Origin of the sequence: Dinoroseobacter sp. PD6 (assembly GCF_028807315.1) — a bacterium.
Taxonomy (GTDB): Bacteria; Pseudomonadota; Alphaproteobacteria; order Rhodobacterales; family Rhodobacteraceae; genus Dinoroseobacter; species Dinoroseobacter shibae.
On record NZ_JARAMN010000011.1, the window covers coordinates 1 to 25357 of the forward strand.

At 69.2% G+C, this 25357-nt stretch carries 26 protein-coding genes, 1 tRNA gene and 1 riboswitch; of the genes, 18 read left to right on the top strand and 9 right to left on the bottom strand.

What is annotated here, in order from left to right:
- Positions 1–33 precede the first annotated feature (33 nt).
- Both PVW48_RS16545 and PVW48_RS16550 read right to left on the bottom strand, forming a co-directional pair.
- Entirely contained in the window at positions 34–234 is a 201-nt protein-coding gene (locus PVW48_RS16545; protein ID WP_012177602.1) for a S24 family peptidase, read from the bottom strand.
- Positions 235–521: 287 nt separating this feature from the next.
- Positions 522–611, bottom strand: a tRNA-Ser gene (locus PVW48_RS16550).
- Between the two features lie 240 nt (positions 612–851).
- On the opposite strand from PVW48_RS16550, the gene PVW48_RS16555 reads away from it, so the two are divergent.
- The 7 genes from PVW48_RS16555 to PVW48_RS16585 are packed head-to-tail and all read left to right on the top strand — an operon-like array spanning position 852 to position 7180.
- Positions 852–1658, top strand: a complete 807-nt coding sequence (locus PVW48_RS16555) for an SPOR domain-containing protein (RefSeq protein WP_012177601.1) — start codon at positions 852–854, stop codon at positions 1656–1658.
- Positions 1659–1669: 11 nt separating this feature from the next.
- Complete coding sequence (locus tag PVW48_RS16560) at positions 1670–2851, top strand: D-alanyl-D-alanine carboxypeptidase family protein (protein WP_274582117.1); 1182 nt, start codon at positions 1670–1672, stop codon at positions 2849–2851.
- A complete protein-coding gene (gene tmk, locus PVW48_RS16565) occupies positions 2851–3474 on the top strand; it encodes a dTMP kinase (RefSeq protein ID WP_274582118.1) in 624 nt (207 codons plus the stop codon). Before PVW48_RS16560 ends, tmk begins: the two co-directional genes overlap by 1 nt.
- Positions 3471–4616, top strand: coding sequence for a DNA polymerase III subunit delta' (locus PVW48_RS16570; RefSeq protein ID WP_274582119.1), 1146 nt, complete (start codon positions 3471–3473; stop codon positions 4614–4616). Before tmk ends, PVW48_RS16570 begins: the two co-directional genes overlap by 4 nt.
- A gap of 22 nt (positions 4617–4638) precedes the next feature.
- Positions 4639–5448: a TatD family hydrolase gene (locus PVW48_RS16575; protein ID WP_274582120.1), complete on the top strand. Its 810-nt coding sequence runs from the start codon at positions 4639–4641 to the stop codon at positions 5446–5448.
- Positions 5445–6251, top strand: a complete 807-nt coding sequence (locus PVW48_RS16580) for an MBL fold metallo-hydrolase (protein WP_274582121.1) — start codon at positions 5445–5447, stop codon at positions 6249–6251. The genes PVW48_RS16575 and PVW48_RS16580 overlap by 4 nt, the downstream gene beginning before the upstream one ends.
- Entirely contained in the window at positions 6248–7180 is a 933-nt protein-coding gene (locus PVW48_RS16585; RefSeq protein WP_012177595.1) for an AEC family transporter, read from the top strand. Before PVW48_RS16580 ends, PVW48_RS16585 begins: the two co-directional genes overlap by 4 nt.
- A gap of 249 nt (positions 7181–7429) precedes the next feature.
- Here the strand turns inward: PVW48_RS16585 and PVW48_RS16590 are convergent, their stop codons facing one another.
- Together PVW48_RS16590 and PVW48_RS16595 are read right to left on the bottom strand one after the other, a co-directional pair.
- Positions 7430–10594, bottom strand: coding sequence for an efflux RND transporter permease subunit (locus PVW48_RS16590; RefSeq protein ID WP_274582122.1), 3165 nt, complete (start codon positions 10592–10594; stop codon positions 7430–7432).
- Positions 10595–10604: 10 nt separating this feature from the next.
- The gene (locus PVW48_RS16595) at positions 10605–11780 is read right to left on the bottom strand and encodes an efflux RND transporter periplasmic adaptor subunit (RefSeq protein WP_274582123.1); all 1176 of its coding nucleotides are present in this window, start codon (positions 11778–11780) and stop codon (positions 10605–10607) included.
- 122 nt (positions 11781–11902) lie between these two features.
- A riboswitch (TPP riboswitch) is annotated at positions 11903–12006 on the top strand.
- 60 nt (positions 12007–12066) lie between these two features.
- On the opposite strand from PVW48_RS16595, the gene thiD reads away from it, so the two are divergent.
- The 10 genes from thiD to PVW48_RS16645 are packed head-to-tail and all read left to right on the top strand — an operon-like array spanning position 12067 to position 19455.
- A complete protein-coding gene (thiD, locus tag PVW48_RS16600) occupies positions 12067–12864 on the top strand; it encodes a bifunctional hydroxymethylpyrimidine kinase/phosphomethylpyrimidine kinase (protein WP_274582124.1) in 798 nt (265 codons plus the stop codon).
- Positions 12861–13838 carry an FAD-dependent oxidoreductase gene (locus tag PVW48_RS16605; protein ID WP_274582125.1) on the top strand — a complete coding sequence of 326 codons (978 nt, stop codon included), beginning with the start codon at positions 12861–12863 and terminating at the stop codon, positions 13836–13838. The genes thiD and PVW48_RS16605 overlap by 4 nt, the downstream gene beginning before the upstream one ends.
- A complete protein-coding gene (gene thiS / locus PVW48_RS16610; RefSeq protein WP_274582126.1) occupies positions 13822–14016 on the top strand; it encodes a sulfur carrier protein ThiS in 195 nt (64 codons plus the stop codon). Before PVW48_RS16605 ends, thiS begins: the two co-directional genes overlap by 17 nt.
- Positions 14017–14019: 3 nt before the next feature.
- Complete coding sequence (locus PVW48_RS16615) at positions 14020–14814, top strand: thiazole synthase (protein ID WP_274582127.1); 795 nt, start codon at positions 14020–14022, stop codon at positions 14812–14814.
- Positions 14811–15410, top strand: a complete 600-nt coding sequence (locus PVW48_RS16620) for a thiamine phosphate synthase (protein WP_274582128.1) — start codon at positions 14811–14813, stop codon at positions 15408–15410. Before PVW48_RS16615 ends, PVW48_RS16620 begins: the two co-directional genes overlap by 4 nt.
- The gene (locus tag PVW48_RS16625) at positions 15407–16372 is read left to right on the top strand and encodes a HesA/MoeB/ThiF family protein (RefSeq protein ID WP_274582129.1); all 966 of its coding nucleotides are present in this window, start codon (positions 15407–15409) and stop codon (positions 16370–16372) included. The genes PVW48_RS16620 and PVW48_RS16625 overlap by 4 nt, the downstream gene beginning before the upstream one ends.
- The gene (locus PVW48_RS16630; protein WP_274582130.1) at positions 16369–17304 is read left to right on the top strand and encodes an ABC transporter substrate-binding protein; all 936 of its coding nucleotides are present in this window, start codon (positions 16369–16371) and stop codon (positions 17302–17304) included. The genes PVW48_RS16625 and PVW48_RS16630 overlap by 4 nt, the downstream gene beginning before the upstream one ends.
- Positions 17301–17999 (top strand): thiaminase II, encoded by a 699-nt coding sequence (tenA, locus tag PVW48_RS16635; protein ID WP_274582131.1) that lies wholly within the window; start codon positions 17301–17303, stop codon positions 17997–17999. The genes PVW48_RS16630 and tenA overlap by 4 nt, the downstream gene beginning before the upstream one ends.
- The gene (locus tag PVW48_RS16640; RefSeq protein WP_274582132.1) at positions 17996–18724 is read left to right on the top strand and encodes an ABC transporter ATP-binding protein; all 729 of its coding nucleotides are present in this window, start codon (positions 17996–17998) and stop codon (positions 18722–18724) included. Before tenA ends, PVW48_RS16640 begins: the two co-directional genes overlap by 4 nt.
- Complete coding sequence (locus PVW48_RS16645) at positions 18721–19455, top strand: ABC transporter permease (protein WP_274582133.1); 735 nt, start codon at positions 18721–18723, stop codon at positions 19453–19455. Before PVW48_RS16640 ends, PVW48_RS16645 begins: the two co-directional genes overlap by 4 nt.
- Here PVW48_RS16645 and PVW48_RS16650 read toward each other — a convergent pair.
- A complete protein-coding gene (locus tag PVW48_RS16650; protein ID WP_012177582.1) occupies positions 19452–20081 on the bottom strand; it encodes a trimeric intracellular cation channel family protein in 630 nt (209 codons plus the stop codon). The genes PVW48_RS16645 and PVW48_RS16650 overlap by 4 nt on opposite strands.
- A 13-nt stretch (positions 20082–20094) precedes the next feature.
- The gene (locus PVW48_RS16655; protein WP_274582134.1) at positions 20095–20754 is read right to left on the bottom strand and encodes a hypothetical protein; all 660 of its coding nucleotides are present in this window, start codon (positions 20752–20754) and stop codon (positions 20095–20097) included.
- Between the two features lie 162 nt (positions 20755–20916).
- On the opposite strand from PVW48_RS16655, the gene PVW48_RS16660 reads away from it, so the two are divergent.
- Positions 20917–21816: a hypothetical protein gene (locus tag PVW48_RS16660; RefSeq protein WP_044027634.1), complete on the top strand. Its 900-nt coding sequence runs from the start codon at positions 20917–20919 to the stop codon at positions 21814–21816.
- A 6-nt stretch (positions 21817–21822) separates the two neighbouring features.
- On the opposite strand, the gene PVW48_RS16665 is transcribed toward PVW48_RS16660, so the two are convergent.
- Genes PVW48_RS16665 through PVW48_RS16675 form a run of 3 tightly spaced genes read right to left on the bottom strand, consistent with a single transcriptional unit; the run spans position 21823 to position 25354 of the window.
- Positions 21823–23436, bottom strand: a complete 1614-nt coding sequence (locus PVW48_RS16665) for a formylglycine-generating enzyme family protein (RefSeq protein WP_274582135.1) — start codon at positions 23434–23436, stop codon at positions 21823–21825.
- Positions 23433–24632 carry an FtsX-like permease family protein gene (locus PVW48_RS16670; RefSeq protein WP_274582136.1) on the bottom strand — a complete coding sequence of 400 codons (1200 nt, stop codon included), beginning with the start codon at positions 24630–24632 and terminating at the stop codon, positions 23433–23435. The genes PVW48_RS16665 and PVW48_RS16670 overlap by 4 nt, the downstream gene beginning before the upstream one ends.
- Complete coding sequence (locus tag PVW48_RS16675; RefSeq protein ID WP_274582137.1) at positions 24629–25354, bottom strand: ABC transporter ATP-binding protein; 726 nt, start codon at positions 25352–25354, stop codon at positions 24629–24631. The genes PVW48_RS16670 and PVW48_RS16675 overlap by 4 nt, the downstream gene beginning before the upstream one ends.
- Positions 25355–25357 lie beyond the last annotated feature (3 nt).

Genomic DNA, 25357 nt, shown 5'->3' on the forward strand with positions numbered 1-25357 from the left:
GGACTCTCCGAAAATCCGGAGGAGAGTCGGGTCTCAGGTCAGCTCGTAGGGGCTGTAGAAGCCATTGTCCGAGATGACGCGCACTGCCGGCGGGTCGCTGTTCGGGATGTGCTCAAGCCGCTTGGCTACAAGTCCCATGCCGTCGTCCAGCACGAAGATTCCCGGCGGGTTCGGCGCACGGCGCGCCATGTCGACGAGCACATTGTCGCCATCGAGCAGCGTCGGGCTCGACATCGATCTTCGCCATGCCGGGCTCGGCGCACTCTGTTTCGCTCGATAGCGACGGAGACAGGACGCGCAGTTTTGGCGGGGTTTCGATTCAGGTTGTTGGAAAGGCGAGGAAATTTTCGACCAAACCGAAATCGGCGCGGTTCGCCCGACCAGAGACGAGAGGCCGTTCAGAGACGGAAATCGGCGTGCGCCGCCGTCTCAGCGGTTCGCACCCATCCGGCAAACCCCTTTGAAAACAGAAGAAATTCCGCCTCTGTCGAGCGACCTGAACGGGTTCGCAATGGTTATTGTGGCGGAGAGACAGGGATTCGAACCCTGGGAACGCTTTCACGCTCAACGGTTTTCAAGACCGCCGCATTCGACCACTCTGCCACCTCTCCGCGGCACGTCGTCTAGATATGGCGCCGCGGCAGACAGGTAAAGCGGGAATCCACCCGTGGGCAGAGCGGCTCCATTCACCCTCTTGGCACCGTGATGCACAGACCGCATCCGCCGTACTTTCCAACGGGCGGCGGGACGTCTATGCTTCGTGGCGAGGATAGGTTCCAGCCCGCCCGCAGGCGGCGCAGCGAAGACCGTTGAGGCGAGGGTGGGACAATGGGCAGAACATGGGTATGAACATGAAACCGCGCGTTTGGATCGGGCTGGGAATTCTTGTCGCCTTGGCCGGGTGCGAGGGGCAGACCCCTTTTGCCTTCTTGGATCGACCCGGGGAGACCGCAACCGCACAGGGCATACCGACCGAAGGCGGCGAGACCATTGATGTCGAGGCGCCCGAGATTTTCGGCGTCACCGATACCGGTCTCTGGGATGGCCGCCCATCCCTCGGCGGGGTCTGGGTCGCCTTCCCCGATGTCCCCGAGCCCGAGCGCGTCATCATCCGCAACACCGCCAATGGCAGCAGTGTCATCGGCGCGCTCTTCCGGCGTGAACGGGACAACCCCGGCCCTCGCTTCCAGATCTCTTCCGATGCGGCCGAGGCCCTCAACATCCTTGCCGGCGAACCGACCCAGATCAACGTCGTGGCCCTGACACGCGACGTGGCGCCCGCCCCCGCCCCTGACGCCGAAACCGTCGATCCCACCACAGCCATCGCCGCGGCGGCCATTGCGGAGGCGGAGCTTGACGAGGACACCACCGACACCGCCGCCGCACCACCGTCCCCGGCACCCGCTCTGGCGGCAAGCTCCACATTGGCGCGGCCCTATATCCAGATCGGCATCTTCAACGTGGCGGCCAATGCCGAAGCGACCGAGGCGCAGATGCGCGCGGCCGGTCTGGCCGCCGATACCACGACTCAGGAAAGCCAGGGCAAGACGTTCTACCGGGTCATCGTCGGCCCCGCACCGACCGAAACCGCCCGCGACGCCGCCCTCGACACCGTGCGATCCCTGGGCTTTGCCGACGCCTATTTCGTGACCAACTGACGGAGGACCCGATGGGATTTCTGCGCCTGATCTGCCTGAGCCTCGCCCTCGGACTCGGCCTTGCCCCTGCCGCCCAGGCGGCGTTCGAGACCCGCGCCGAGGCGGCCTATGTGGTCGACGTCACCACCGGCACCGTCTTGCTCGAAAAGAACGCCGACGTGCCCCTGCCGCCCGCCAGCATGTCCAAGCTGATGACGCTCTACATGCTGTTCGAGGCGCTGGAGAAGAACCCGGCCGTCACCCTCGACACAACCTTCCGCGTCTCGGCCCGCGCCATGGCCAAGGGCGGCTCGACCATGTTTCTGACCGAACGCGACCGTCCCACCGCCGAAGACCTGATCAAGGGCATCATCGTGCAGTCGGGCAACGACGCCACCGTGGTCGTCGCCGAGGGGCTCGCGGGCACCGAAGAGGCGTTCTCCCGCCTGATGACCGAGAAGGGCGCGGCCATCGGGTTGACCCAGTCCACCTTCACCAACTCGTCGGGCTGGCCCGATCCTCAGCACCGAATGAGCATGCGGGATCTCGGGATCCTGACCCAACGGATCATCGAGGACTATCCCGAATATTACGGCTATTTCGCCATGTCCGAATGGGGCTTTGACGGGCGTGCGCCGCAAAACCGGTTCAACCGCAACCCGCTGCTGAAGCTGGACATAGGTGCCGACGGATTGAAGACCGGGCACACGCAAGAGGCCGGCTATGGCCTTGTCGGCTCGGCCCAGCAGGGCGCGCGGCGGATCATCTTCGTGATCACCGGGCTGGAGACCGACCGGGCGCGGGCCGAGGAATCCGAACGTATCGTCAGCTGGGCCTTCCGCCAGTTCGTGCAAAAGGACATGGCCGAGGCGGGACGCCACGTCGCCGACCTGCCCGTCTGGGTCGGGGAGGCCGAGACCGTCGGCCTTGTCTCCCCCGAAGATATTCGCCCGCTGGTGCCCATGGTCGCCTCGGGCAGTCTGGTGGCGGAGATCGAGGCCGACACCCCCATCGCCGCCCCCATCAAGGCAGGCCAGCAGCTGGCCGAGCTGGTGATCACGGGCCCGGAGATGGAGCCGCAGCGCTATCCGCTGGTGGCCGAAACCGACGTTGCCAAGGGCGGGGCCTGGGTACGGATGCAGGCGGCCGCCGAGGTGCTCTACCGCGAACTGACCCGCGAGGATGCGCCCGACGCGCCTCAGGCCGCGAACTGATGACGCAACCCGGCCGCCTCATCAGTTTCGAGGGGATCGACGGCAGCGGCAAGTCGACCCAGGCCCGGCGCCTGGCCGAGCATCTGCGCGACACGGGGCGCGACCCGATCCTGACCCGAGAACCCGGCGGCTCCCCCGACGCCGAGGACATCCGCCGCCTGCTGGTCGAAGGCGACCCGGACCGCTGGTCGCCGGAAACCGAGCTTCTGCTCTTCACCGCTGCCCGGCGCGACCACCTGGAACGGCTGATCCAACCCGCCCTGGCCGAGGGGCGCGACGTGATCACCGACCGCTTCGCCGACAGCACCCGGGTCTACCAGGGCGCGACCCGAGGGGACTTGCGCGCGCTGGTCGACCAGTTGCACAGCCTGATGATCGGGCGCGAGCCGGACCTGACCTTCGTCATCGACATGCCGCCCGAACTGGCGCTGACGCGCGGTCTCGCCCGTGCCTCCGGCGAGGACCGCTTCGAGGAGTTCGGCCTGCCCTTCCAGACCGCCCTACGCGCGGGCTTTCTCGATCTGGCACGCGCCAATCCGGACCGCTGCGTGGTGATCGACGGCAACCGCCCCGAGGCCGAGGTGGCCGCGGACGTCATCGCCCACCTGACCGTTGCCGCATGAGGGACGACGCCCCGCTTCCCGAGGCCGACGCCCTGCCCGGCGCACCCCACCCGCGGTTTGCGACCCGGGTGTTCGGCCATGGCGCGGCGGAGGCGGATCTGCTCGATGCCGTGGCCTCCGACCGGCTGCACCACGCCTGGCTGCTGACCGGCCCCAAGGGGATCGGCAAGGCGAGCTTTGCCTGGCGCGCGGCGCGTTTCCTGCTGGCCACGCCGGCTTCCGACCCGGGGCCAAGCCTGTTCGGCGACGCGCCCGCGGCCGCCACCAGCCTCGACATCGACCCCGACCACCCGGTCGCACGGCGCATCGCCGCCCTGTCGGACCCCCGGCTCTACCTGCTGCGCCGCCCCTATGACGAAAAGACCAGCCGTTTCAAGCAGGACATCCCCGTGGATGCCGCCCGCGGGCTGAAGGGATTCTTTACCATGTCCGCGGTGGATGGCGGGCGGCGCGTGGTGATCGTCGATGCCGCCGACGAGATGAACGCGAGCGCCGCCAACGCCCTGCTGAAGGTTCTCGAAGAACCCCCCGCCGACACGGTGATCCTGCTGGTCTGCCACGCGCCTTCGAAACTGCTGCCGACGATCCGCAGCCGCTGCCGCACCCTGCGGATGGGCCCTCTGTCGGAACCCGATCTCGGCGACGCCCTCGCCCAGGCCCTCGGCGCGCCCCTGCCCGACGCGGAGCTTGCCAGCCTCAACGCGCTGGCCGAAGGCTCCGTCGGGCAGGCCATCACCCTGCGCGACGCGGGCGGGCCGGAGGCCTATGGCAGCCTGCTGGGCCTGATGGACGGACTGCCCCGTCTCGACCGGCCCGCGACGCTCAAACTGGCCGAAAGTGCCGCCGCCCGCGGTGCGGAGGCGCGCTTCGACCTGCTCTTGATGTTGACCGAAACCTTCCTCTTCCGGCTGGCCCGCACGGGGGCTACCGGCCATCCCCCGACCGGCGCCAGCCCGCAGGAGGCCGCCTTGCTCCAACGTCTGGCGCCCACCGCCCAGGCCGCGCGCGGCTGGGCCACGGCCCAGGCCACATTGCTGGCAAAAGCCCGGGCCGGGCGTGCCGTAAACCTTGACCCTACAGCCCTTCTGCTCGATATGTTCCACGGACTTCAAGAGGTGGCCTCGGCTCAGGGGACTGCCTGAAAACCTCTCGCTCAGGCGCTCCATGCCCCCTATCCACCTCGTCGACAGCCATTGCCACCTGGACTTCCCGGACTTCGCCGAGACGCTGCCCGAGACGGTCGCGCGGGCGCAGGCTGCCGGCGTGGCACGCATGGTCACGATCTGCACCAAGCTGCGCGCCCTGCCCGGCGTCCAGGCCATCGCCGAGGCCCACGACCCGGTGTTCTTCGCCGCAGGCACCCACCCGATGAGCGCCGCCGACGAGCCCCTGGTGTCGGTCGACGAGCTTTGCGCGGTCGCGGCCCACCCCAAATGCGTGGGCATCGGCGAAACCGGGCTCGACTATCATTACACCGCCGAAAGTGCCGCGCGACAGCAAGAAAGCCTGCGCATCCATATCGAGGCCGCGCGCCGGACCGGCCTGCCCCTGATCATCCACGCCCGCGACGCCGACGACGACATGGCCCGGATCCTGACCGAGGAATACCGCGAGGGCGCCTATACCTGTGTGATGCACTGCTTCTCCTCCGGCGCGGCACTGGCCGAGGCCGCGCTCGATCTGGGCTTCTACCTGTCCATGTCCGGCATCATCGCCTTCAAGAAATCCGACGCCCTTCGCGCGATCTTCGCCGCCGCCCCGGCGGACCGGATCCTGGTGGAGACCGACGCGCCCTACCTTGCGCCGCCCCCCTATCGCGGCAAGCGCAACGAGCCCGCTTATGTCGCCCATACCGCCGCCGCCGGGGCCGCGATCTACGACATGACGGTCGAGGCCTTCGCCGCGCAGACCACCGCGAATTTCGACCGGCTCTTTGCCAAGGCCGCCGCATGGCAGCCCGCGCCCGTGGCATGACGGGACTGCGCTTCACCATCCTCGGCTGCGGCTCGTCCGGCGGCGTGCCGCGGCTCGGCGGGCACTGGGGCGATTGCGACCCCGAAAACCCGCGCAACCGGCGTCGGCGCTGCTCGCTGCTAGTCGAACGGGACGGGCCGGAGGGGACCACCACCGTCCTGATCGACACTTCGCCGGACATGCGCGCACAACTGCTGGACGCGGGGATCGGGCGGCTCGACGGGGTGGTCTACACCCACTCCCACGCGGACCATACCCACGGGCTCGACGATCTGCGGATGATCGTGTTCAACATGCGCGCGCGCCTGCCGGTCTGGGCCGACGGGCCGACCCAGGACAGCCTGTTCTCCCGCTTCGGCTATGCCTTCGTCCAACCCGAAGGCAGCCCCTATCCCCCGATCCTCGAGATGCACACGATCGACGGCCCGGTGACCATCGACGGACCGGGCGGCCCGGTCACGCTTTGCCCGTTCAAGGTCAACCATGGCAGCATCGACAGCCTCGGCTTCCGCATCGGGGATCTGGCCTACCTGCCGGATGTGGCCAAGCTCCTGCCCGAAAGCCGCGCGGCCCTGACCGGGCTCGACACGCTCATCCTCGACGCATTGCGCCGGACACCGCACCCGACCCACGCCCATCTAGACCAGGCGCTGGAATGGATCGCCGAGTTCGCCCCGCGCCAGGCGATCCTGACCAACATGCATATCGATCTGGACTACGCGACGGTGGCGGCCGAAACCCCTGCCCATGTCAGCCCGGCCTATGACGGGATGGTGCTGCACCGGCCGGTGCCCGCGTCTTGACCATCCTTCTCGAAGTCACGCTGCCCATCTTCCTTGTGCTTGCGGCGGGCTACGGCGCGGTCTGGGCCAAGGTGTTCTCCGACGAGAATGTCGAGGCGCTCATGCGCTTCACCCAGAATTTCGCCATCCCCTGTCTGCTGTTCCTGGCGATCTCCACGCTCGATCTCGATGCGGTCTTCGACTGGCGCCTTCTGACCAGCTATTACAGCGGCTCGCTCGCCAGTTTCGCCACCGGCATCCTCGGCGCGCGCTTTCTCTTCGCGCGCCCAATGCAGGATGCGGTCGCCATCGGCTTTTGCTGCATGTTCGCCAACACGGTCCTGCTCGGCATCCCGATCCTCGAACGCGCCCACGGCCTGCCCGCGCTGGAGCCGCTCTATGCCATCATCGCGATCCACGCGCCGTTCGGATATCTCGTGGGGATCACCACGATGGAGATCGTGCGCGCCTCGTCGAAAAACGTGTTCGTCACCGTGGGCGCGATCCTCAAGACCATGAGCCAGAACGCCCTGATGATCGGCATCGCGCTCGGCTTCGCGGTCAATCTCAGCGGCCTGATGCCCCCCGCCGTGGCCATCGAGGCGATCGAGATGATCGCCCGCGCGGGCATCCCGGCGGCACTTTTCGGGCTGGGCGGGGTGCTCTTTCGCTATAAACCCGAAGGCAACCTGCGCGAGGTGGCCTTCGTCTGCCTGGTCTCACTGATGCTGCACCCGCTGGTGGCCTGGGCCATGAGCCGCCTCGTGTTCGGACTGGACGATCCGATGATCCGCGCCGCCGCCCTGACCGCGGCCATGGCTCCGGGGGTGAACACCTATATCTTCGCCAACATGTACGGGGTGGCGAAACGGGTGGTTGCGACCGCCGTTCTGGCCGGCACGGCGCTCTCGATCCTGCTCGCCGCCTTCTGGCTCAGCGTCCTGCCCTGACATCCGCGCTCGGGCCGCCGTTTCCCTCCTCCCACCGCACCGCACTGCACCGCACCGCACCGAAGGATGCAGGCCCACGGGAATCGGCACCACCACCGGTCGCCCAAACCAGACCGTTCCCCACTAACCTTGACGGCCCGCGATGACCCCGAACGCGTGCCTTGTGCCCCCCTCCTTCATCTTTGCAAAGATACTCCGGGGGGGGGTGGCGCGCAGCGCCGGGAGCAGCGCCCCCGCCGCCCTCTCCGTCTATTCCGCGGGCTGGGCCTGAAGCACCGGCACCTCCTCGGGGGACGGCGCCTTAAGGCAGAGCCGCAACAAGGGCGGCACCGTCAGCAGCGTCAGGAAGGCCGACATGGACAACCCTCCGACCACCACCGCGCCCAGGCCGCGATAGAGCTCGGACCCCTCGCCCGGGAACACCACCAGCGGCAGCATCCCCATGATGCTCGTCAGCGTCGACATGAAGATCGGCCGGATCCGGTTCCGCGTCGCCTCCTCGATCGCATCGACCGGCGACATACCCTCCTCACGCAAGTGATAAAGCGACTGATGCACGATCAGGATCGCATTATTCACCACGATACCCACCAGGATGATGAACCCGAGCAGCGTCAGCATATCCAGCGGCTGCGTCTGGAACGTATTGAGCAGCGCAAGCCCCCCGACCCCGCCCGCGGCCGCCACGGGCACCGAGATCAGGATCACCAGCGGCAGCACGAAACTCTCGAACAGGATCGCCATCACCAGGAACACGATGACCAGCGCCACCACGAGGTTGATCTGGATCGCCTCCCAGGTCTGGCTCAACTGGTCGGCGGTCCCCGACACGGTGAGCCGAATGCCCGGCGGCACGCCCTGGCCCTCCAGCACCGCGACCACCTCGGTCTGCAACAGCTCCACCGCCGCCTCCAGCGGCAGCGCGTCGGACGGGCGCACCTCCAGGGTCACTGTCCGCAGCCGGTCGCGGTGCCGGATCTCCGTCGGGCCCGCGGTCACGATCACATCTGCAAGCGCCGAGACCGGCACGATATCCCCCGAGGGCGTCACCACCGGGTAGGAGCCCACATCCTGCGTCCGGAATCCCGCCGACAGGCTTGTGTCGCCCTTCAAAACCAGGTCCAGACGGTCCGCACCCTCGGTGATCTCGGCCACGCGCAACCCGTCATTATAGGCATCCACCGTCGCGGCCAAGGCGCCTGCATCCAGACCCGCATCCGCCAGGGCCAGCCGATCCGGCACCAGCCGTACCTCCGGCGCGCCCAGCTCCAGCCCCGGAATGGGCCGGAACTGGTGCCCCTCCGAGCGCGGCAGCAGCCCCGCCACCAGCCCCGCGGCCCGCCCCGCCACCCCGAGGATCTGCTCCAGGTCCTGGCCCGAGACATTGAGCTCGATCGTCCGCCCGCCGCCCACGCCACGCCCGAAGAGCGACGGCTGGGTCATGAACCCGAAGGTCCCCGGCTCGGCAAAGATCGGCCCGGACAAGAGCGGGATCAACTCCGCCACCCGCGGCCCGTCCAGCGCCGTGGCGCCGACGAAAGAGTTCCCCGGCGTCGCCACGAAGAAGAAGTTCTCCACCGTGGGCGTGCCCTCCGGCGTCTCCAGCGCCGGTGCGGCCTCCCACATCGGGCGCGCCGCCCGCTCGATCCGTTCGGCGATGGTCTCGGTCGTGTCCAGGTTGTAGCCCGGCGGTGGAATGATCAGCCCGAAGACCAGGTTGCGGTTGCCCTCCGGCAGGTATTCCAGCCGGGGCAGGAACACGACCGTCGCCACCGCCGCCGTCCCGCCGATCAGCCCGACCATCAGGATGCCCAGCGCCCGGAACCGCACGGTCATCCGCACGTACCACATCACCGCCGCCTTGAAGCCGCGGGCGAAATGATCGATCCCCCAGAGCGGCAGCGTGGTCTGCTGGCCATCCTTCAACAACCGCTTGGCGAGCGCCGGGATCACCGTCACCGCCACCACGAGCGACAACAGGACCGAGACCGAGATCGCCACCGCGATGTCGCGGAAAAGCTGCCCCGCCTCCAACTCCATGATCAGGATCGGCACGAAGACCAGCACAGTGGTCAGCGCCGAGACCAGGATCGCGCCCCAGACCTGGCGCGCGCCCAGATAGGCCGCCTCGGAGCGGGATTTGCCCTGTTCGCGCAGCCTGTAGATGTTCTCCAGCACCACGATGGCCGCATCCACGATCATCCCCACCGCGAAGGCGATGCCCGCGAGGCTGACCACGTTCAGCGTCCGCCCCGTGGCCGCCATGGCCACGAAGGTCGCCACGATCGAAACCGGGATCGCGAGGCTGACTACCAGGGTCGCCCGCGGACTGCGCAAAAAGATCAGCAGCACCAGCGCCGCCAGCGCCCCCCCGATCCAGATGTTCTGGGTCACCAGCGCGATCGCGCCCTCGATATAGATCGTCTCGTCATAGACCTGCTCCAGGGACAGGCCCTGGGCGGCAACCGGCCCCTCCTGCAACTCGCCCAGGACCCGGCGCACCTCTTCCATCGTCTCGATCACATTGGCCCCGCGATCCCGCACGATATTGAAGGCCAGACCGGATTCCCCCTTGAACCGCAACCGCGCCGTGGGCTCGCCATAGTCGAACTGAACCTCGGCGACATCGCGCACCAGGACCCGGCCGAGCGTGCCCGAGGACGCCTCGGAGCGCAGCACCACGCCGCCCACCGCCTCCACGGTGTCGAGCGCGCCCTCGGCCCGCACGATATAGCGCCGCTTGCCTTCCTCCACGTCCCCGGCCGAGAGCGAGATGTTCTCCGACCGCAGCCGCGCCACCACCTCCGGCACGGTCAGCCCGAACAGCGCCAGCCGCCGCGGGTCCACCACGATCTGCAATTCGCGGCTGACCCCGCCGAACACATTGACCGCCGAGACACCCTCGATCCGCTCGATGCGGTCCTTGACCACGTCCTCCATGAAATCGCCATAGGTCGGCAGGGGCCGCTGCGCCATGCCGGCATCGGTGACGATGACCCAGGCGATCGGGCTGTCATCGTCGCCCGAGGTGTCCAGCGACGGCTCGCTCGCCTCGGCGGGGTAATCCCCCACCCGGTCCAGCCGGTTCGACACCAGAAGCAGCGTCTGGCTCATGTCCGTGCCCGGCGCGAATTCCAGGGTGATCTCGCCAGATCCCGACTGGGACCGCGAGGTCATGATGTCCAGCCCGTCGAGCCCACGCAGGGCTTCCTCTTGCGGGTTGATGATCTCGCGCTCGACCTCCGCAGGCGCCGCCCCAGGCCAGTTGGTCTCGATCACCACCACGGGTTTGCGCACATCGGGCGCGAGCTGGATCGGGATGCGCGACAGGGCGATGATCCCGAAGAGGATCGCCATGATCACGGCTGCAATGACCGCGATGGGGCGCTCGATGGAGAAACGAATCGGGTTCATGGCGCGGTCCTCAATTGCTCTGCGGCGTAGCGCGCGACTGGGTGTCGTCGGGCGTCCTCGCGCCCTCTTCGGGCGCTCCTCCGCCGGGCGCGCCGCCCACCGCCTCCAAGGCCTGGCCCGGGCGCAGGCGCTCATTGCCCCGAACGACCACGGCATCGCCCTCCGCAAGTCCGCTCAGCACCTCGAACCGGTCGCCCATGGCCACCCCGATGCGCACCGGGCGCGGCTCGGCGATCCCATCGGCATCGACGAAGACGGTCCAGCCCTGCGCGCCCTGCACCAGCGCATCCTTCGGCACGGCAAGGGCTGCGCGCGGCGCGCTCACGGGCACTTGCAGCGTGATCGACTGACCCACGGCCAGGGTCGCACCCAACGCCGCGAGGTCCCCCGACAGCCGCACGGGCCGGGTCCGGGTCGAGACGCTCTCGGTCGGCAAGATCGCGCGGATCTGCAGGTCGAGCTGTTGCCCCGCCTCGCTCACTCCCTTGACGGTCACCCCCGGGGGAATGGCGGGCGCGAATTGAGACGGAACTTGAGCTTCGATCTCCAAGGCATTGATATCAATGATGCGCGCGATCGGATCTCCGACCGAGATAAACTGCCCGGGATCGGCAGCCACCGATAGGACCACCCCCTCGAACGGCGCCGTGATCCGCGCGCGGTCCAGAGTATAGCGCGCCCGTTGCTCGGCGGCCTCGGCATTGAGAAGCCGCGCGCGGGCCTGGTTCAGCTCTCCCGTGGCGGCCGCCAGATCGCTCATGGCGTCGTCAAACCGCGCCGAGCTGAACGATGCGGTGTTGCGCAACCCTTCCACGCGGTCACGGGCATCCTCGGCGCGGCCCAGCTGTGCTTCGGCCACGGCGATCCCGGCCCGGGCCTCGGCGATGTCGGCCAGCGCTTGCTCCAGCTCAATCTGCGCCAGCTCGGTATCGAGCACCGCAAGGGTCGCCCCCTCGGCCACCCGGTCGCCCACCAGCACCGCGACCTCGTCCACGATCCCGGCCGTCCGGGACGCCACGGCACTGTCGCGCGAGGCCACGACCTGCCCGAAGACCGGCAACGTCTCGGCAAGCGCGCGCTCCTCGACGGTCTCGGTCACCACGGCGGCAGGACGCTCCTGCGCAAACAGGGGCGGAACGGTCGGCAGAACCATGAGGGCGAGCACGAAATACAGAGGGCGGAGCAAGGAACACAAGGTCATGGGAAGAGGTCTTTCGGGTCAGGACGGGATGCACAGGTAGCACAAGTGCGGCACCTGCACAGGGAGATCGGGCTTGCACCTTCGTGATTTCCGCCCTACCTCTGCGTCAACAACCGTTGGGGTGCCCGATTCAGGGCTGAGAGGCACACTGTGCCGACCCATGGAACCTGATCCGGGCAATACCGGCGTAGGGAACGGTCATCGTGGCAATCTTTCTTTTGCCCCTGCCCTGCCCCCCACCCGAGACCGCCCGCCTGAAGAGAGGCGCGACATGGCGACCGCATTGACGATTGCAGGCTCGGATTCCGGCGGCGGCGCCGGGATACAGGCCGACCTCAAGGCGTTTTCCGCGCGCGGGGTCTACGCAACCAGCGTGATCACCGCGCTCACCGCCCAGAACACCCGCGCCGTGACCTTGGTCGAGGGCGCCTCCCTCCCGATGATCCGCGCCCAGATGGCGGCCGTGTTCGAGGACATCGCCGTGGACGCGGTCAAGATCGGCATGCTGGGCACGCCCGAGGTGATCGCCGCCGTGGCCGAGGGTCTGGCGGGGTTCAAGGGCCCCATCGTGCTCGACCCGGTGATGGTGGCGAAATCCGGCGACGCGCTGCTGGCGGCAGAGGCCGAAGAAGCGCTTGCAACCCATCTGCTGCCCCGCGCGACCCTGCTGACCCCCAACCTGCCCGAGGCCGCGCGCCTGCTGGGCGGGGACGAGGATGACGACCCCGCCGCCATGGCCGCCGCCGGCCAGGCCCTGCGCACCATGGGCGCGGGTGCGGTGCTGATGAAGGGCGGCCACGGGCGCGGCGCCACATGCGTCGACCTGCTGGTGGATGGCGAGGGCGCGCCCCTGCGGCTCGAGGCCCCGCGCATCGCCACCCGCAACACCCACGGCACCGGCTGCACCCTCTCGGCCGCCATCGCCGCCGAACTGGCCAAGGGCGCGGACCTGCGCCGCGCGGTCACCGCCGCCCATGGCTACCTGCAAGGGGCCATCGCCGCCGCCGACCGGCTCGATATCGGGACGGGCCACGGCCCGGTTCACCATTTTCACGAGGTCTGGCCATGACCCCCATCGCCATCCTCGGCGCGGGCGTCGCGGGCCTCTGCGTCGCGACCGAACTGGCCGCCCGCGGCGCGCAGGTCACTCTACACGACCCCGCTGGCCCGCCCGGCGCGCATCACTGCTCCTGGTGGGCGGGGGGGATGCTGGCGCCCTGGTGCGAATACGAGAACGCCGAGGAGCCGGTGCTGATCCACGGGCAGGAGGCGCTCGACTGGTGGGGCGTGCGCACAACCGTCACCCGCCGCGGCACGCTGGTGGTGGCGGCGCCCCGCGACCGGCGCGACCTCGACCGCTTCGCCCGCCGCACCCATGGCCACCGCCCGGTCACCGCCGACGAGATCGCCACGCTGGAACCCGATCTCGGCGCGCGCTTCCCCGCAGGCCTGTTTTTCGAGGCCGAAGCCCATCTCGACCCCCGCCGCGCCCTGCAAGACCTCGCCAACGCGCTCGCCGCCCAAGGCATCCCGATCCGCCCCGGCCCCGCCCCCACGGGCGCACGGCTCGTCAATTGCACCGGCCTCGCCGCCCGCACCATCCTGCCCGAGCTGCGCGGCGTGAAGGGCGAAATGCTGGTGCTGCGCGCCCCCGACATCCGCCTCACCCGGCCCATACGCCTGCTGCACCCGCGCATCCCGCTCTACATCGTGCCGCGCGGGGACGGGGTCTACATGCTCGGCGCCACCATGGTGGAGGCCGAGGATCGCGGCCGCATCTCCGCCCGGGCCATGCTGGAGCTGCTCAGCGCGGCCTACGCGCTCAACCCCGCCTTCGCAGAGGCCGAGATCCTCGAGATCGGCACCGACCTGCGCCCGGCCTTCCCCGACAACCTGCCCCGCGTCACGCGGCAAGGCGATGTCACCCATGTGAACGGGCTCTACCGCCACGGCTACCTGATGGCCCCGGCGCTCGCCCGCGAAACCGCCGACGCCCTGCTCGGCCCCGCCCCGACGGAGACCCCCCATGCAGCTCATCATTAACGGCGAGACCCGCACGACCGAGGCCGCGACCCTCGCGGACCTGCTGGCCGAGCTCGGCCATTCCGGCAGCGTCGCGACGGCCGTGAACGAAACCTTCGTGCCCGCCGCGACCCGCGCCACGCTAACCCTCTCCCCCGGCGACCGGATCGAGATCCTCGCCCCGATGCAAGGCGGCTGAGCCATGCCCGACACCGCCATCCCCCGGACGCGGCCGTTCTACGGCACGACGCTGACCCATCCGCTGATGCTGGGCACGGCGCAATACCCGTCCCCCGCGATTCTGGCCGAAGCCTTCCGCGCCTCGGGCGCCGGGGTCGCCACCGTGTCACTGCGCCGCGAGGGCGCGGGCGGGGCGGGCCAGACCTTCTGGACGATGATCCGCGATCTCGGCGTCGCGGTCCTGCCCAATACCGCCGGATGTCACTCGGCGCGCGAGGCCGTGACCACCGCGCAGATGGCCCGCGAAGTGTTCGAGACTGACTGGATCAAGCTGGAGGTGATCGGCAACACCGACACCCTGCAACCGGACGTGTTCGAACTGGTCGCCGCCACCCGCACGCTCACCGCGGACGGGTTCAAGGTTTTCCCCTACTGCACCGAGGATCTGGTGGTGGCAGAGCGGCTGCTCGATGCCGGGGCCGAGGTGCTGATGCCCTGGGGCGCGCCCATCGGGACCGGGCTGGGGCTGAACAACCCCTACGGACTGCGGACCTTGCGCGAACGCTTTCCGGAGGTGCCCATGGTCGTCGATGCCGGGATCGGCCTGCCCTCCCACGCCGCCGCGGCGATGGAGATGGGCTTTGACGCGGTCCTGCTGAACACCGCCGTCGCCAGGGCCGGGGATCCGGTCGCCATGGCCGTCGCCATGGCCCGCGCGACCGAGGCAGGCGCGCTGGCCTGCGCCGCCGACCCGATGGAGCCGCGCGACATGGCCGCCCCCTCGACCCCCGTCATAGGCCAGGCATTCCTGTCATGAGCGCGCTGCATCCGTTCTACCCGATCTTCGACCGCGCCGAATGGCTGATCCGCCCGCTGCCGCTGGGGATCAAGCTGGTGCAACTGCGCGTCAAGGACCAGCCGCCCGAGGTGATCCGGGCCGAGATCCGCGCCGCCAGGGGGCTCTGCGCCGAGCATGGCTGCACCCTGGTGGTCAACGATCACTGGCAGATGGCGATTGCCGAGGGCTGCGACTGGGTCCATCTGGGACAGGAAGACCTCGACACCGCCGATCTGGGCGCCCTGCGCGCGGCCGGGATCAAGCTGGGCATTTCCACCCATGACGAGGCCGAACTGGACCGCGCGCTGGCCTGCAAGCCTGACTACATCGCGCTCGGCCCGATCTATCCCACCATCCTGAAGAAGATGAAGTGGGAGCAGCAAGGCATTGAAAAGCTGACGGAATGGAAGGCCCAGATTGGGGATGTTCCGCTGATCGCCATCGGCGGGATGACCCCCGACCGCGCGCCCGGTGCACTGGCCGCCGGGGCCGATGTGGTCTCTGCCGTCACCGACATCACCCTGAACCCCGACCCCGAAGCGCAGGTGCGCCGCTGGCTGGAGGTGCTGGGATGACCCGCTACGCCCGCCAGGTTCAGCTGCCGCAGGTCGGCGCCGAAGGTCAGGCGCGGCTGGCGGCGGCCCATGTGCTGGTCATCGGCGCGGGCGGGCTCGCGGCCCCGGCCCTCAGCTATCTCGCAGGCGCGGGCGTGGGGCGGATCACGGTGATGGATGCGGACCGCGTGAGCCTGTCGAACCTGCACCGCCAGACGCTCTTCACCATGGACGATATCGGCGCGCCCAAGGCCGAGGCCGCCGCCGCGCGCCTGCGCGCGCAGAACCCCGAGGTGACGATCACCGCGCTCTGCGAGGCCTTCACCCCGGCCAACGGCGCGGCCCGGCTGGCCGGGGTCGACCTGGCGCTGGATTGCGCCGACAGCTATGCGGCCAGCTACACCGCCTCGGACCTGTGCGGGCCGGTGCCGCTGATCACTGCCTCGGTGCTCGGGGCCTCGGGCTACGTGGCAGGCTGCTGCGGCGGTGCGCCGTCCTTGCGCGCGCTTTTCCCCGACCCGCCCGACAGTGCCGCGAGTTGCGCCACCGCGGGCGTGTTCGGCCCGGTGGTCGGCGCCCTGGGGGCATTGCAGGCGCAGATGGCGCTGGGGGCGCTCCTCGGGCTGAAGCCCTCCTCGCTCGGCCAGGCGATCACCCTCAACACCGCCACATGGCGGATGGCCAGCTTCCGCTTCGACGCGGCCCCGGAGCCGGACCGCGCCCTGCGCTTCATCGCCACCAGTCAGATCACCGAGACCGACGCGGTCTACGACCTGCGCCCGGAATCCGAAGCCCGACACACTGTCGGGCAGGGTGCCATACGTTTGCCCGACACTTGCCCGACACAAATCCGACCGGCAAAACGGGTCGTTCTGGCCTGCTCCAGCGGATTGCGCGCCTGGCGTCTCGGCACTGCCCTCGGCCCCGATTTTCCCGGCGAAATCGTCCTTGTCGCCGATCCCCAACAGGAGACCACTCCATGAAATACCTCGCCCTCGCCGCGGCCTTGTGCACCGCGACCCCGGCCCTTGCCGCCGACAAGATGACCTTGCTTCTGGACTGGTTCGTGAACCCCAATCACGGCCCCATCATCATCGCCGAGGAGCGCGGCTATTTCGCCGAAGCGGGACTCGAGGTCGAGGTGATCGCCCCCGCCGATCCGTCGGCCCCGCCCAAGCTGGTGGCCGCGGGGCAAGGCGATCTGGCGGTCAGCTACCAGGCGCAGACCCATCTGCAAGTGCATGAAGGACTTCCGCTTTTGCGCGTCGGCACCCTGATCGCCACGCCGCTCAACTGCCTGCTGGTGCTGGCGGACGGCCCGATCCAGAGCCCCGCGGACCTCAAGGGCGGCAAGATCGGCTTTTCCGTCGCCGGCGTCGAAGAGGCGCTCCTGCGCGCGGTGCTCGGCAAATACGGCGTCGCCTTCGAGGATGTGGACCTCGTCAATGTCAACTTCTCCCTCTCGCCCGCGCTGATGTCCGGCCAAGTCGACGCGGTGATCGGCGCCTACCGCAATTTCGAGCTCAACCAGATGGAGATCGAGGGCATCGCGGGCAACTGCATCTATATCGAGGAAGAGGGCGTGCCCCCCCATGACGAGCTGATCTACGTCGCCCATGCCGAGACCATGGACCGCGACAAGATCACCCGCTTCCTCGGCGCGGTCGAGAAGGCCACGCAATATATCGTCAACCACCCCGACGCGGCTTGGGAGATCTTCTCCGGCACGGCACCCGAGCTGAACGACCGCCTGAATTCAATGGCTTGGGAGGATACGCTGCCGCGGTTTGCCCTGCGGCCCGCCGCACTCGACGAGGGCCGCTATGCCCGGTTCGAGGCGTTCCTGCTGGAGAGCGGCCTCATCGACAGCCTCAATCCCGTGGCGGAGATCGCCGTGGACGTGACCGCGCAATGAGCAGTTCGGGGACCGGCTACGGCACCGCGTTCACCGCCTGGCGTGCGGCGGCCCCGGACTGGGACGCCTACACCCGCCACGCCTTCGTCGAGGGCCTGCGCGACGGCACCCTGCCGCGCGCGGCCTTCCTGCACTACCTCGCGCAGGACTACGTGTTCCTGAAACACTTCTCCCGCGCCTGGGCGCTGGCGATCGTCAAAGCCGACACCCTGCCCGAGATGGAGGCGGCGACAGCCACGGTTCACGGCCTGCTCCATTACGAGATGGGGCTGCATGTGAAGATCTGCGCCGAGGCCGGGATCGACGCCGAAACCCTCGCCGCCACGCCCGAGCATCCGGGCAACATGGCCTATACCCGCTACGTGCTGGAGGCCGGGTATTCGGGCGATTTCCTCGATCTTCTGGCGGCGCTGGCCCCTTGTGTGCTGGGCTATGGCGAGATCGGCGCGCGGCTCGCGGCCGAGGCGACGTCCGACACCTATGGCGACTGGATCGGGACCTATGCGGGCGACGACTACCAGGGGATTTGCCGCGATGTGGGCGCGCTGATCGACGGGGCGCTGACCCATCGGCTCGGCCCGGATTACGCGACCCTGCCGCGGTTTGCGATGCTGTCGGCCCGGTTCGCCCAGGCCACGACGCTGGAGGTCGGGTTCTGGGACATGGGGCTCAGCCCCAGCAGCGCCCCGGCGTGACCCGCGGCCCCGCCATCCGGGTCGAAGGCAGCGCGCGAAGCGAAGGCGCGCCGCTCTTCGCGCAACTGTCCCTGACCCTGGAAGGCGCGGGCTGGACCTGCCTGCTCGGCGCGTCCGGTGTCGGCAAATCCACGATCCTGCGGCTGATCGCGGGTCTGGAGTCCCACGTCACCTTCGACGGGGCGATCACGGCGGCGGATGGCGCGGACCTGTCGGGGCGCATCGCCTATATGGCGCAAAGCGACCTGCTGATGCCCTGGGCCAGCGTGGCGGAGAATGTCTGCCTCGGCGCGCGGTTGCGCGGACAAACGCCCGACACCGCGCGGGCGCGGGACCTGATCGACCGGGTCGGGCTGACCGCCCATGCCCACAAACGTCCCGGCGCCCTGTCTGGCGGGCAACGCCAGCGCGCCGCCCTGGCCCGCACCTTGATGGAGGATCGGCCCGTCATCCTGCTGGACGAGCCTTTCTCGGCCCTCGATGCCCGCACCCGGTCCGAGATGCAAGAACTGGCGGTGGAACTGCTGCGGGGGTGCACGGTGCTCCTGGTCACCCATGACCCGGCGGAGGCCGCGCGCCTTGGCCATGCGATCTTCATCCTGGAGCCTTCGGGCCTGTCGGAGGTCACACCGCCGCCGGCCCCGGTGCCCCGCGCCATCGACGACCTGGACACGCTGGCGCTGCAAGGGGCGCTGCTGCGCCGGTTGCGGGAGGGGGCAGCATGAGACTGTCCCACGGGCTGGCCGCGACCACTTTCCTGCTGATGATCTGGCAGGGCATCGTCAGCCTGACAGGCGTGGCCTCCTTCATCCTGCCGGGGCCCGCCCGCGTCTGGACCGCGTTCTGGGAAAACCGGGGCCTGATCGCCGACCACGGGCTTGTGACCCTGACCGAGGTGGTGCTGGGCTTGCTGATCGGCGGGGGCCTGGGCGTGATCACGGCGCTGACGCTTGCGATCAGCCCGGCGGCGCGGGTGCTGCTGCGCCCGATGCTGGTGTTCTCGCAAGCCCTGCCGGTCTTTGCGCTCGCCCCGATCCTGACGCTGTGGCTCGGCTACGGGCTGGGCTCCAAGGTGGCGATGGCGGTGCTGATCATATATTTCCCCGTGACCTCGGCGTTTTTCGACGGGCTGATGCGGGTGCCTCCGGGCTATCTGGACCTTGCCCGGACCATGGGGGCGACGCAGCGCACCATCCTGTGGCGCATCCAGGTGCCCAATGCCCTGCCGAGCCTCGGGTCGGGCTTCAAGCTGGCGGCGGTCTACGCGCCGATCGGGGCGGTGATCGGGGAATGGGTGGGCTCTTCCCAGGGACTCGGCTACCTGATGCTGCTGGCCAATGGGCGTGCCAAGACCGACCTGATGTTCGCGGCGATGCTGGCGCTGGGGGTGATGTCGGTGCTGCTTTATGTGCTGGCGGACCGGGTGGCGCAGCGGCTGACCGCGCGGGCGAGCTAGACCAGCGGCTCGTCCCGGGGCCGCGTGCGCCAGACCACGTAGAACCGCGCGAAGGTCATCAGGGCGAAGGCGGTCATCAGCCCGGTCTCGGGGCTCAGGGCCTCGCGCCAGACCACGTAGACCGCCCCCCCGGCGAGCGAGATCGTGGCATAGAGGTCTTCTTTCAGAACCGAGGGTTGCAGCCCGCAGAGCACGTCGCGGATCATCCCGCCCGCGATCCCGGTGGTGCAGCCGAGGATGATCGCGATCACCGGCGAGACCCCGGCGCCGAGCGCGATCTGCAGCCCGATCAACGTGAACAGCGCCAGCCCCACCGCATCGAGATACAGCAGCAGCCGCAACCGCCGCCCGCCCCCGGCGCGCATGCTCCGCGCGGCCATGTAGGAGACGAGGGCCACGGGCACCGCCGTCGCGATGTATGTCAGATCCTCGATCCAGAAGACCGGGAACCGGCCGATCAGGATGTCACGCAAGGTGCCCCCGCCCACGGCCGTGACCACCGCCAGCACCACCGCACCGAACGGGTCGAACCCCTGCCGGACCGCCTGGATCGCGGCGGAGGCGGCCATGACGGCGGTCGCAAGAACGGTCAGCGCGACAACAAGCGGGGCTAGGGAAGTGAGCATCCAGGGGGCGGGGTCAGAGCGGCCGGGTCAGCTTGCGCATCCCGATCCCCGCCTCGCCCCCGGTTTCGGGCTGCAGGGTCTGGCATTGCAGGCCCGACGCGGCCTGGAGCGTGCAGGCGATGTCGCGCCGGTGGATATAGCCGCCATCGCCGCAGGACAGGTTGTCGGCCTCGATGACCTGCAGCTGTCCGGTCGTGCCGAACCGCGCCGTGACCGGGCCGGTACAATCGGTGCCGTCGCTGCCGCGCATGACCTGCTTGCCGTCGCCTTGCCCGTTGAAGCACATCTGCCAGGTCGGGTAGGTGATCACCTCGTCCGTGTCCACATCGCGGGTGGCATAGGTGCTGTCGAGGCTCCAACAGCCATAGAGCGCGCCCAGATCGCCCCGCGACCAGGCCCCCGGGTCGAGCGGCCGATAGGGGTCGGGCGCGGCGGCCGTGCATTGCAGGCGGGCCAGCTCCCGCTCCGCGGCGAGCACCCGTTCGCGCAGATCGATGGTGCGCGCCTCCGCCGCCATGAGCGACGCGCGCGCCGCATCCGTGCGCGCGCCGGGGCAGGCATTGGGCAGCACCGGCAGGTTGAGCGCGCAGGCCTGCAGGGCCAGCCAGGCGCTCCCCCCGGTCAGCGCCACCAGCCCGATCGCCAGCACCGTGTTGCGCAGCCGTGCCGCCATGTCGCCTCTCCGGGTCGCTTGCTTCCGTCACGAACCATGATCGACCGCCTCGTCGCAGGCGTCAAACGCAATCGGGGTCCGCGCGCGGTTTTCATGCGCGAAACCCCTTTGTTGCGCGGAAAGGGCGCGCTAGGCTGCGCAGGCATTTCTGTCGGGATTTCAATGAAACGCCTATTCCCCCTGATCGCTCTTTTGCTGCTGCTTGGCCTGGCCCTGCCCCTGCGGGCCGAACCCATCAAGGTTCTGTATTTCAACGGCACCCACCACCACCCAACCCATACGCGCCAGATGCGCCAGGATATGTCGGACTGGCTCAACAGCTCCGAGAAGGGTCAGACCTTCCGCTCGACCTATGTGCTGGCTGAACGGACGGGCGTTCTGGCCGAGGCGCTGACCGCCCACCCGGACACCGTGGTTCTGGTGCTGGACCTGATGAACCGTTCCTCGGTCATCGGACAGGCCGACCGGGCCGCGTTACAGCAGTTTTATGCCAGCGGCCGTCAGGCCCTGATGCTGGATGGATCGTTCGGCATCCGCAACATGCGTATCTCACGCGCCCCCGAGGTGGCGTTTCCCGGCTCCGAATCTTCCAGCGGGGCCTTGCTTGCCAATCAGATCACCGCACTTGCGAAGGCCGGTGGCGGTATACTGATCGGTACGGATCATGAGGGCTGGCAGACCGGCGCAAATGCCGCGCTGCGGGCGCTGATCCCCGATGCACAGTTCCGTGGGACCACGAACCCCTCCACCGACGGGCAGTTCCTGGGCGACGTGCTCCTGACCGGATTCATGCCGGTGAAGCCCATTGTCCTTCTACGCCACTGGGAATCGGTGCCCAACCAGGGCGAGGCACCGGTCGGCACCTTCAACAGCTTTACCGGAGCCCCGCTGCAACTCTATTCCCTGGTGGAGGCCGCCGATAAGCCCGGTGGCGGGCGCAAGCGGCCCTATATCTCGGCCTCCTTCGATCCGGGCGAGGCGCGCTACGACATCGACAGCGAGGTCGCGCCGGAACCGGCCCTGCCCGACAACATGCCGACGCGCAAGGGACCGCCTCGCTAGCCACGCCTAGCGAATTGCCAGCTCCAGAAGCTCCGCCTGGCCCATGTCCGGGCGCGCGACAAACGCGTCGAGATCGGCCCAGAACGCCGCAAGCGGGTCGAGAAGCGCTGTCTGCCCCGCCTCGGACAACTCGCTGACCAACGTGTCATAGGCCAATTGCCGGGTCGCCTCGGGGAAATCCGTGCCCAGCGTTTCCAGCATCGCGCGATAGGACAACAGATAGGTCTGCTGCTCGTTGCGCAGGGCGGTCAGCCGTTCCACCGTGCTGCGAAAGGACATCATCAGCTGCGCCCGCTGGTCCCCGATGGACACCCCCACCCGGTCGCGCAGGGCGCGCGCGGCACTGTCCATCTGGCCGATCTGCAGGTTGTCGGCCACCAGCGTCTCGACGAAGGCCGCCCCGCTCAGGAGAGAGGATTTCGCCGCCTGTTTGAGCGACTGCGCGGCGCGGTCCTGGAACAAGCGAAACTCCAGCTGCACCTCTTCGAGGGCCTGCTTGCGGCGCGGGTCGAGCTCGTCGCGCGCCAGCCCGTCCAGGGTGGCGACCGGATCGCCCGCCGCCTCGGTCTCGCCCCCCTCCGCCGCCCGGACCCAGCCGTCGCGAATGGCATCGAAGCTCTCCTCGGCGACGATATGGGCGGCAATCACCGGGCGCATCCCGAAAAACGTGCCCGCCAGCGCGCGGCCGGTGCGCGGATTGAACATCGGATATTCGCGACGTTGGGCGGTGTAGATCTGCGCCGCCTCCGCATCGATCGCACCGCCGCGGGTGACCAACCCGCCCGCCTGCCCGTGGCGCCGCCCCACCGCGTTCAGCCGAAACGGCTCCAGCATCAGTTCCTCGGCATTGCCGTAGACATCGAACAGGCCCACCGGGTTGGCTTGGCGGATGCCCACGGGCCGCAGCTGGTCCGTAGCCCGCCCGCCGGTCTGGAAATGGGCATAGCCGTCCAGGGTGCCTTCGGCGAAAAACCGGCGCCCCGCGAAGAGCGTCGGGTCGATCTTCGCCCCGCCGCGCACGGCGTATTCCCATTCGGGTTCCGTGGGCAGGCGCAGGAAGCCCTGGCGCTCCCCTTCGCGCGGCAGGGCGTCGGGCGCGTTCTGCAACAGCCATTCGGTATAGGCCTGGGTCAGGGCCACGGCTTCGAACCAGCTCAGCCCGCCCTGGGCGAAGCTGTCGCGCGGGCCGAAGCGCGCGTCGCAATCGCCCGTCAGCGCACGGTATTGCGCCACGGTCAGCTCGTAACGCGCGATGTAGTAATGCGACGTCCCGGCCTCGGCATCGGTGAAGGCCCCGCGCAGATACGCCTGGCTGAGATAGTCGGAATAGCCCGTCGAAGGCTCCGACTGCCCCATCCGGAACCGGCGGTCGTCGAGCGGATTGCCCACATCCACGGGCACGACCACGCGCTGGAACGCCATCGCCCCGCCGCAGGGCATCGGCAGCATCAGGTCCGCGGGGGCCGCGTCGCCGCGCACGGTGCCGGGGTCGGTCAGCTCCGCCCCCCAGCCGGGTTGGGCCGGGGCCGCCTCGGGCTGCGGCAAATCCAGCGGTGCAACCGCGTCCTGGGCAAGCCCGGGCGCGGCCAGCAGGCAGAACGCGGCGAGCAGGACCCTCAAGCCGCCCCCTCCCGCAGGACCGAGGCCGGGTCCGCCCTGGCCGCCGCGCGTGCCGCAAAAAGGGCCGTGGCGGTCACGAAGACCAGCACGCCCGCGCATATGATCCCGATTTCGACCGGCGACAGGGTCACGAGACGCTGCCCTTCGGGCATGCCCCCTGCAAACAGGGCCTCGGCCACCCGCGCCGCCCCGAGGAACAGGCCGAAAGACACCGCAAGCCCGATCAGCCCGCAGGCCAGCGCCTGGATCACCGGAAACACCCAGAGCGAGGCCGACGGCAGCCCCATCAGCGCCAGTGTCGCCAGGACCCTCCGCTTGCGCGCCACCTCGGACCAGAAGCCGAAGACCAGCGCCGCCGCGAGCCCGATGCTGGCCACCGATGCCGTCAGCACCAGCGCAAGGTCGAGATTGCGCCCGAGGTTCAGCACCCCGGCCACCTCCGCCGTGCGGGCCTCGGTCCGGATGTTGAAGCGTTGCTCGATGCGGGTTTGCAGCGGGGCAAGCAGGGTCAGATCCCGCGCGAAGACGCGCATCCCTTCGAAATCCGCGACACGCTCGGCCATATCGCGACCTTGGGCGATGCCGTATTCAGGCAGGGCATAGGCATCGTAGAACGCCTCCACCATGTCGAGCACGGCGATGTCGGTCAGCAGCGCGCGCCCGGCGAGCCGCTCCGGCGGCAGGACCGCGACCACGGTCAGCGGCAGTGCCAGTTGCCGTGGCCGGTCGCTGGCCTGGGTGATGACCTGGATCTCGGCGCCCGCGGCGAGGGACAGCTGCTCGGCCAGCCCCGCACTCAGGATCGCCTCCCCCGGCCCGAGTGTCCGCCCGTCAAGGGTCGGATCGCCGGTGCCGGAGGGCACGAGGATCGCGTCGCGCTTGCCGCGCCCGCCGACCTCCCGCACATTGACGAAATCGAACAGAGACCGGGTTTTCAGGGTCACGAACCCGGCCTCGGGCCAGCCGCGGACCTCTTCGGCGTCCTCAGCGCGGAAGCTCTGGTTGCCTGACGTGTCGATCTGCAACGCCGCCGGATCCGACAGAAGTCGCCCGATCAACGCGTCATAGACCCCGTTCTTGACCCCCAGCAGCACCAGCAGAGGCACCAGAACCCCGGCCAGAACCGCCACGTTGCACAGCAATTGCATCCGCTCGCGCAGCAGGTCCTTCAGTGCGAGGCTCGCCAGCAGTTTCATGCCGCGGCCTCCGTCCGGGCCGCGAGGACCGAGCGGACGGTGCCCGGGGCGGCCGGGGCGAGCGACAGGTGCACGCGCCTGCGGGCCACGCGGTCCAGCAGGCCGAGGTCATGGGACGACACGATGACCGCGGCCCCGCCCTGCTCGGCCGCTTCGATCAGCAGGCCCATGGCGGTCTCGGCGGCCTCCGGGTCCAGCGCCGCCGTAGGCTCGTCGGCGATGACGAAGAGGGGCCTGTGGGCCAGCGCCCGGGCAATCGAGACGCGCTGCCGCTGCCCGATGGACAGGGCCGAGGGCGTCAGCCGCTCCAACCCCGCCAGGCCCAGTCGGGCGATCAGTTCCCCAATCCAGGCCGCGTCGGCGGTGCCGGTGATCTTCTGGCTCAGGGCGATGTTCTCGGCCACGGTCAGGAAGGGCAACAGCCCGCCCGCTTGCGGCACGAAGCCGAAATACCGCCCCCGCAGGCGCGCGGCCTGCCCGGCCTCGGCGCGCAGGTCGACCTCACGCCCCTGGGCATGGAGCGTGAAGCGCCCGCCGGGGTCGGGCTGGCGCAGCAGGCCCAGCACCTCCAAGAGCAGGGTCTTGCCCGTGCCCGACCCGCCGGAGAGACCGACAGGCTCGCCCGCCGCGATCTCCAGCACCCCGGTTTCCAGCACGAAGCGGCGGTCGCCGTCGCTCAGATGGACGCTCAGGTCCGACAGGCTGAGCCGCGCGCCCGCCATCGG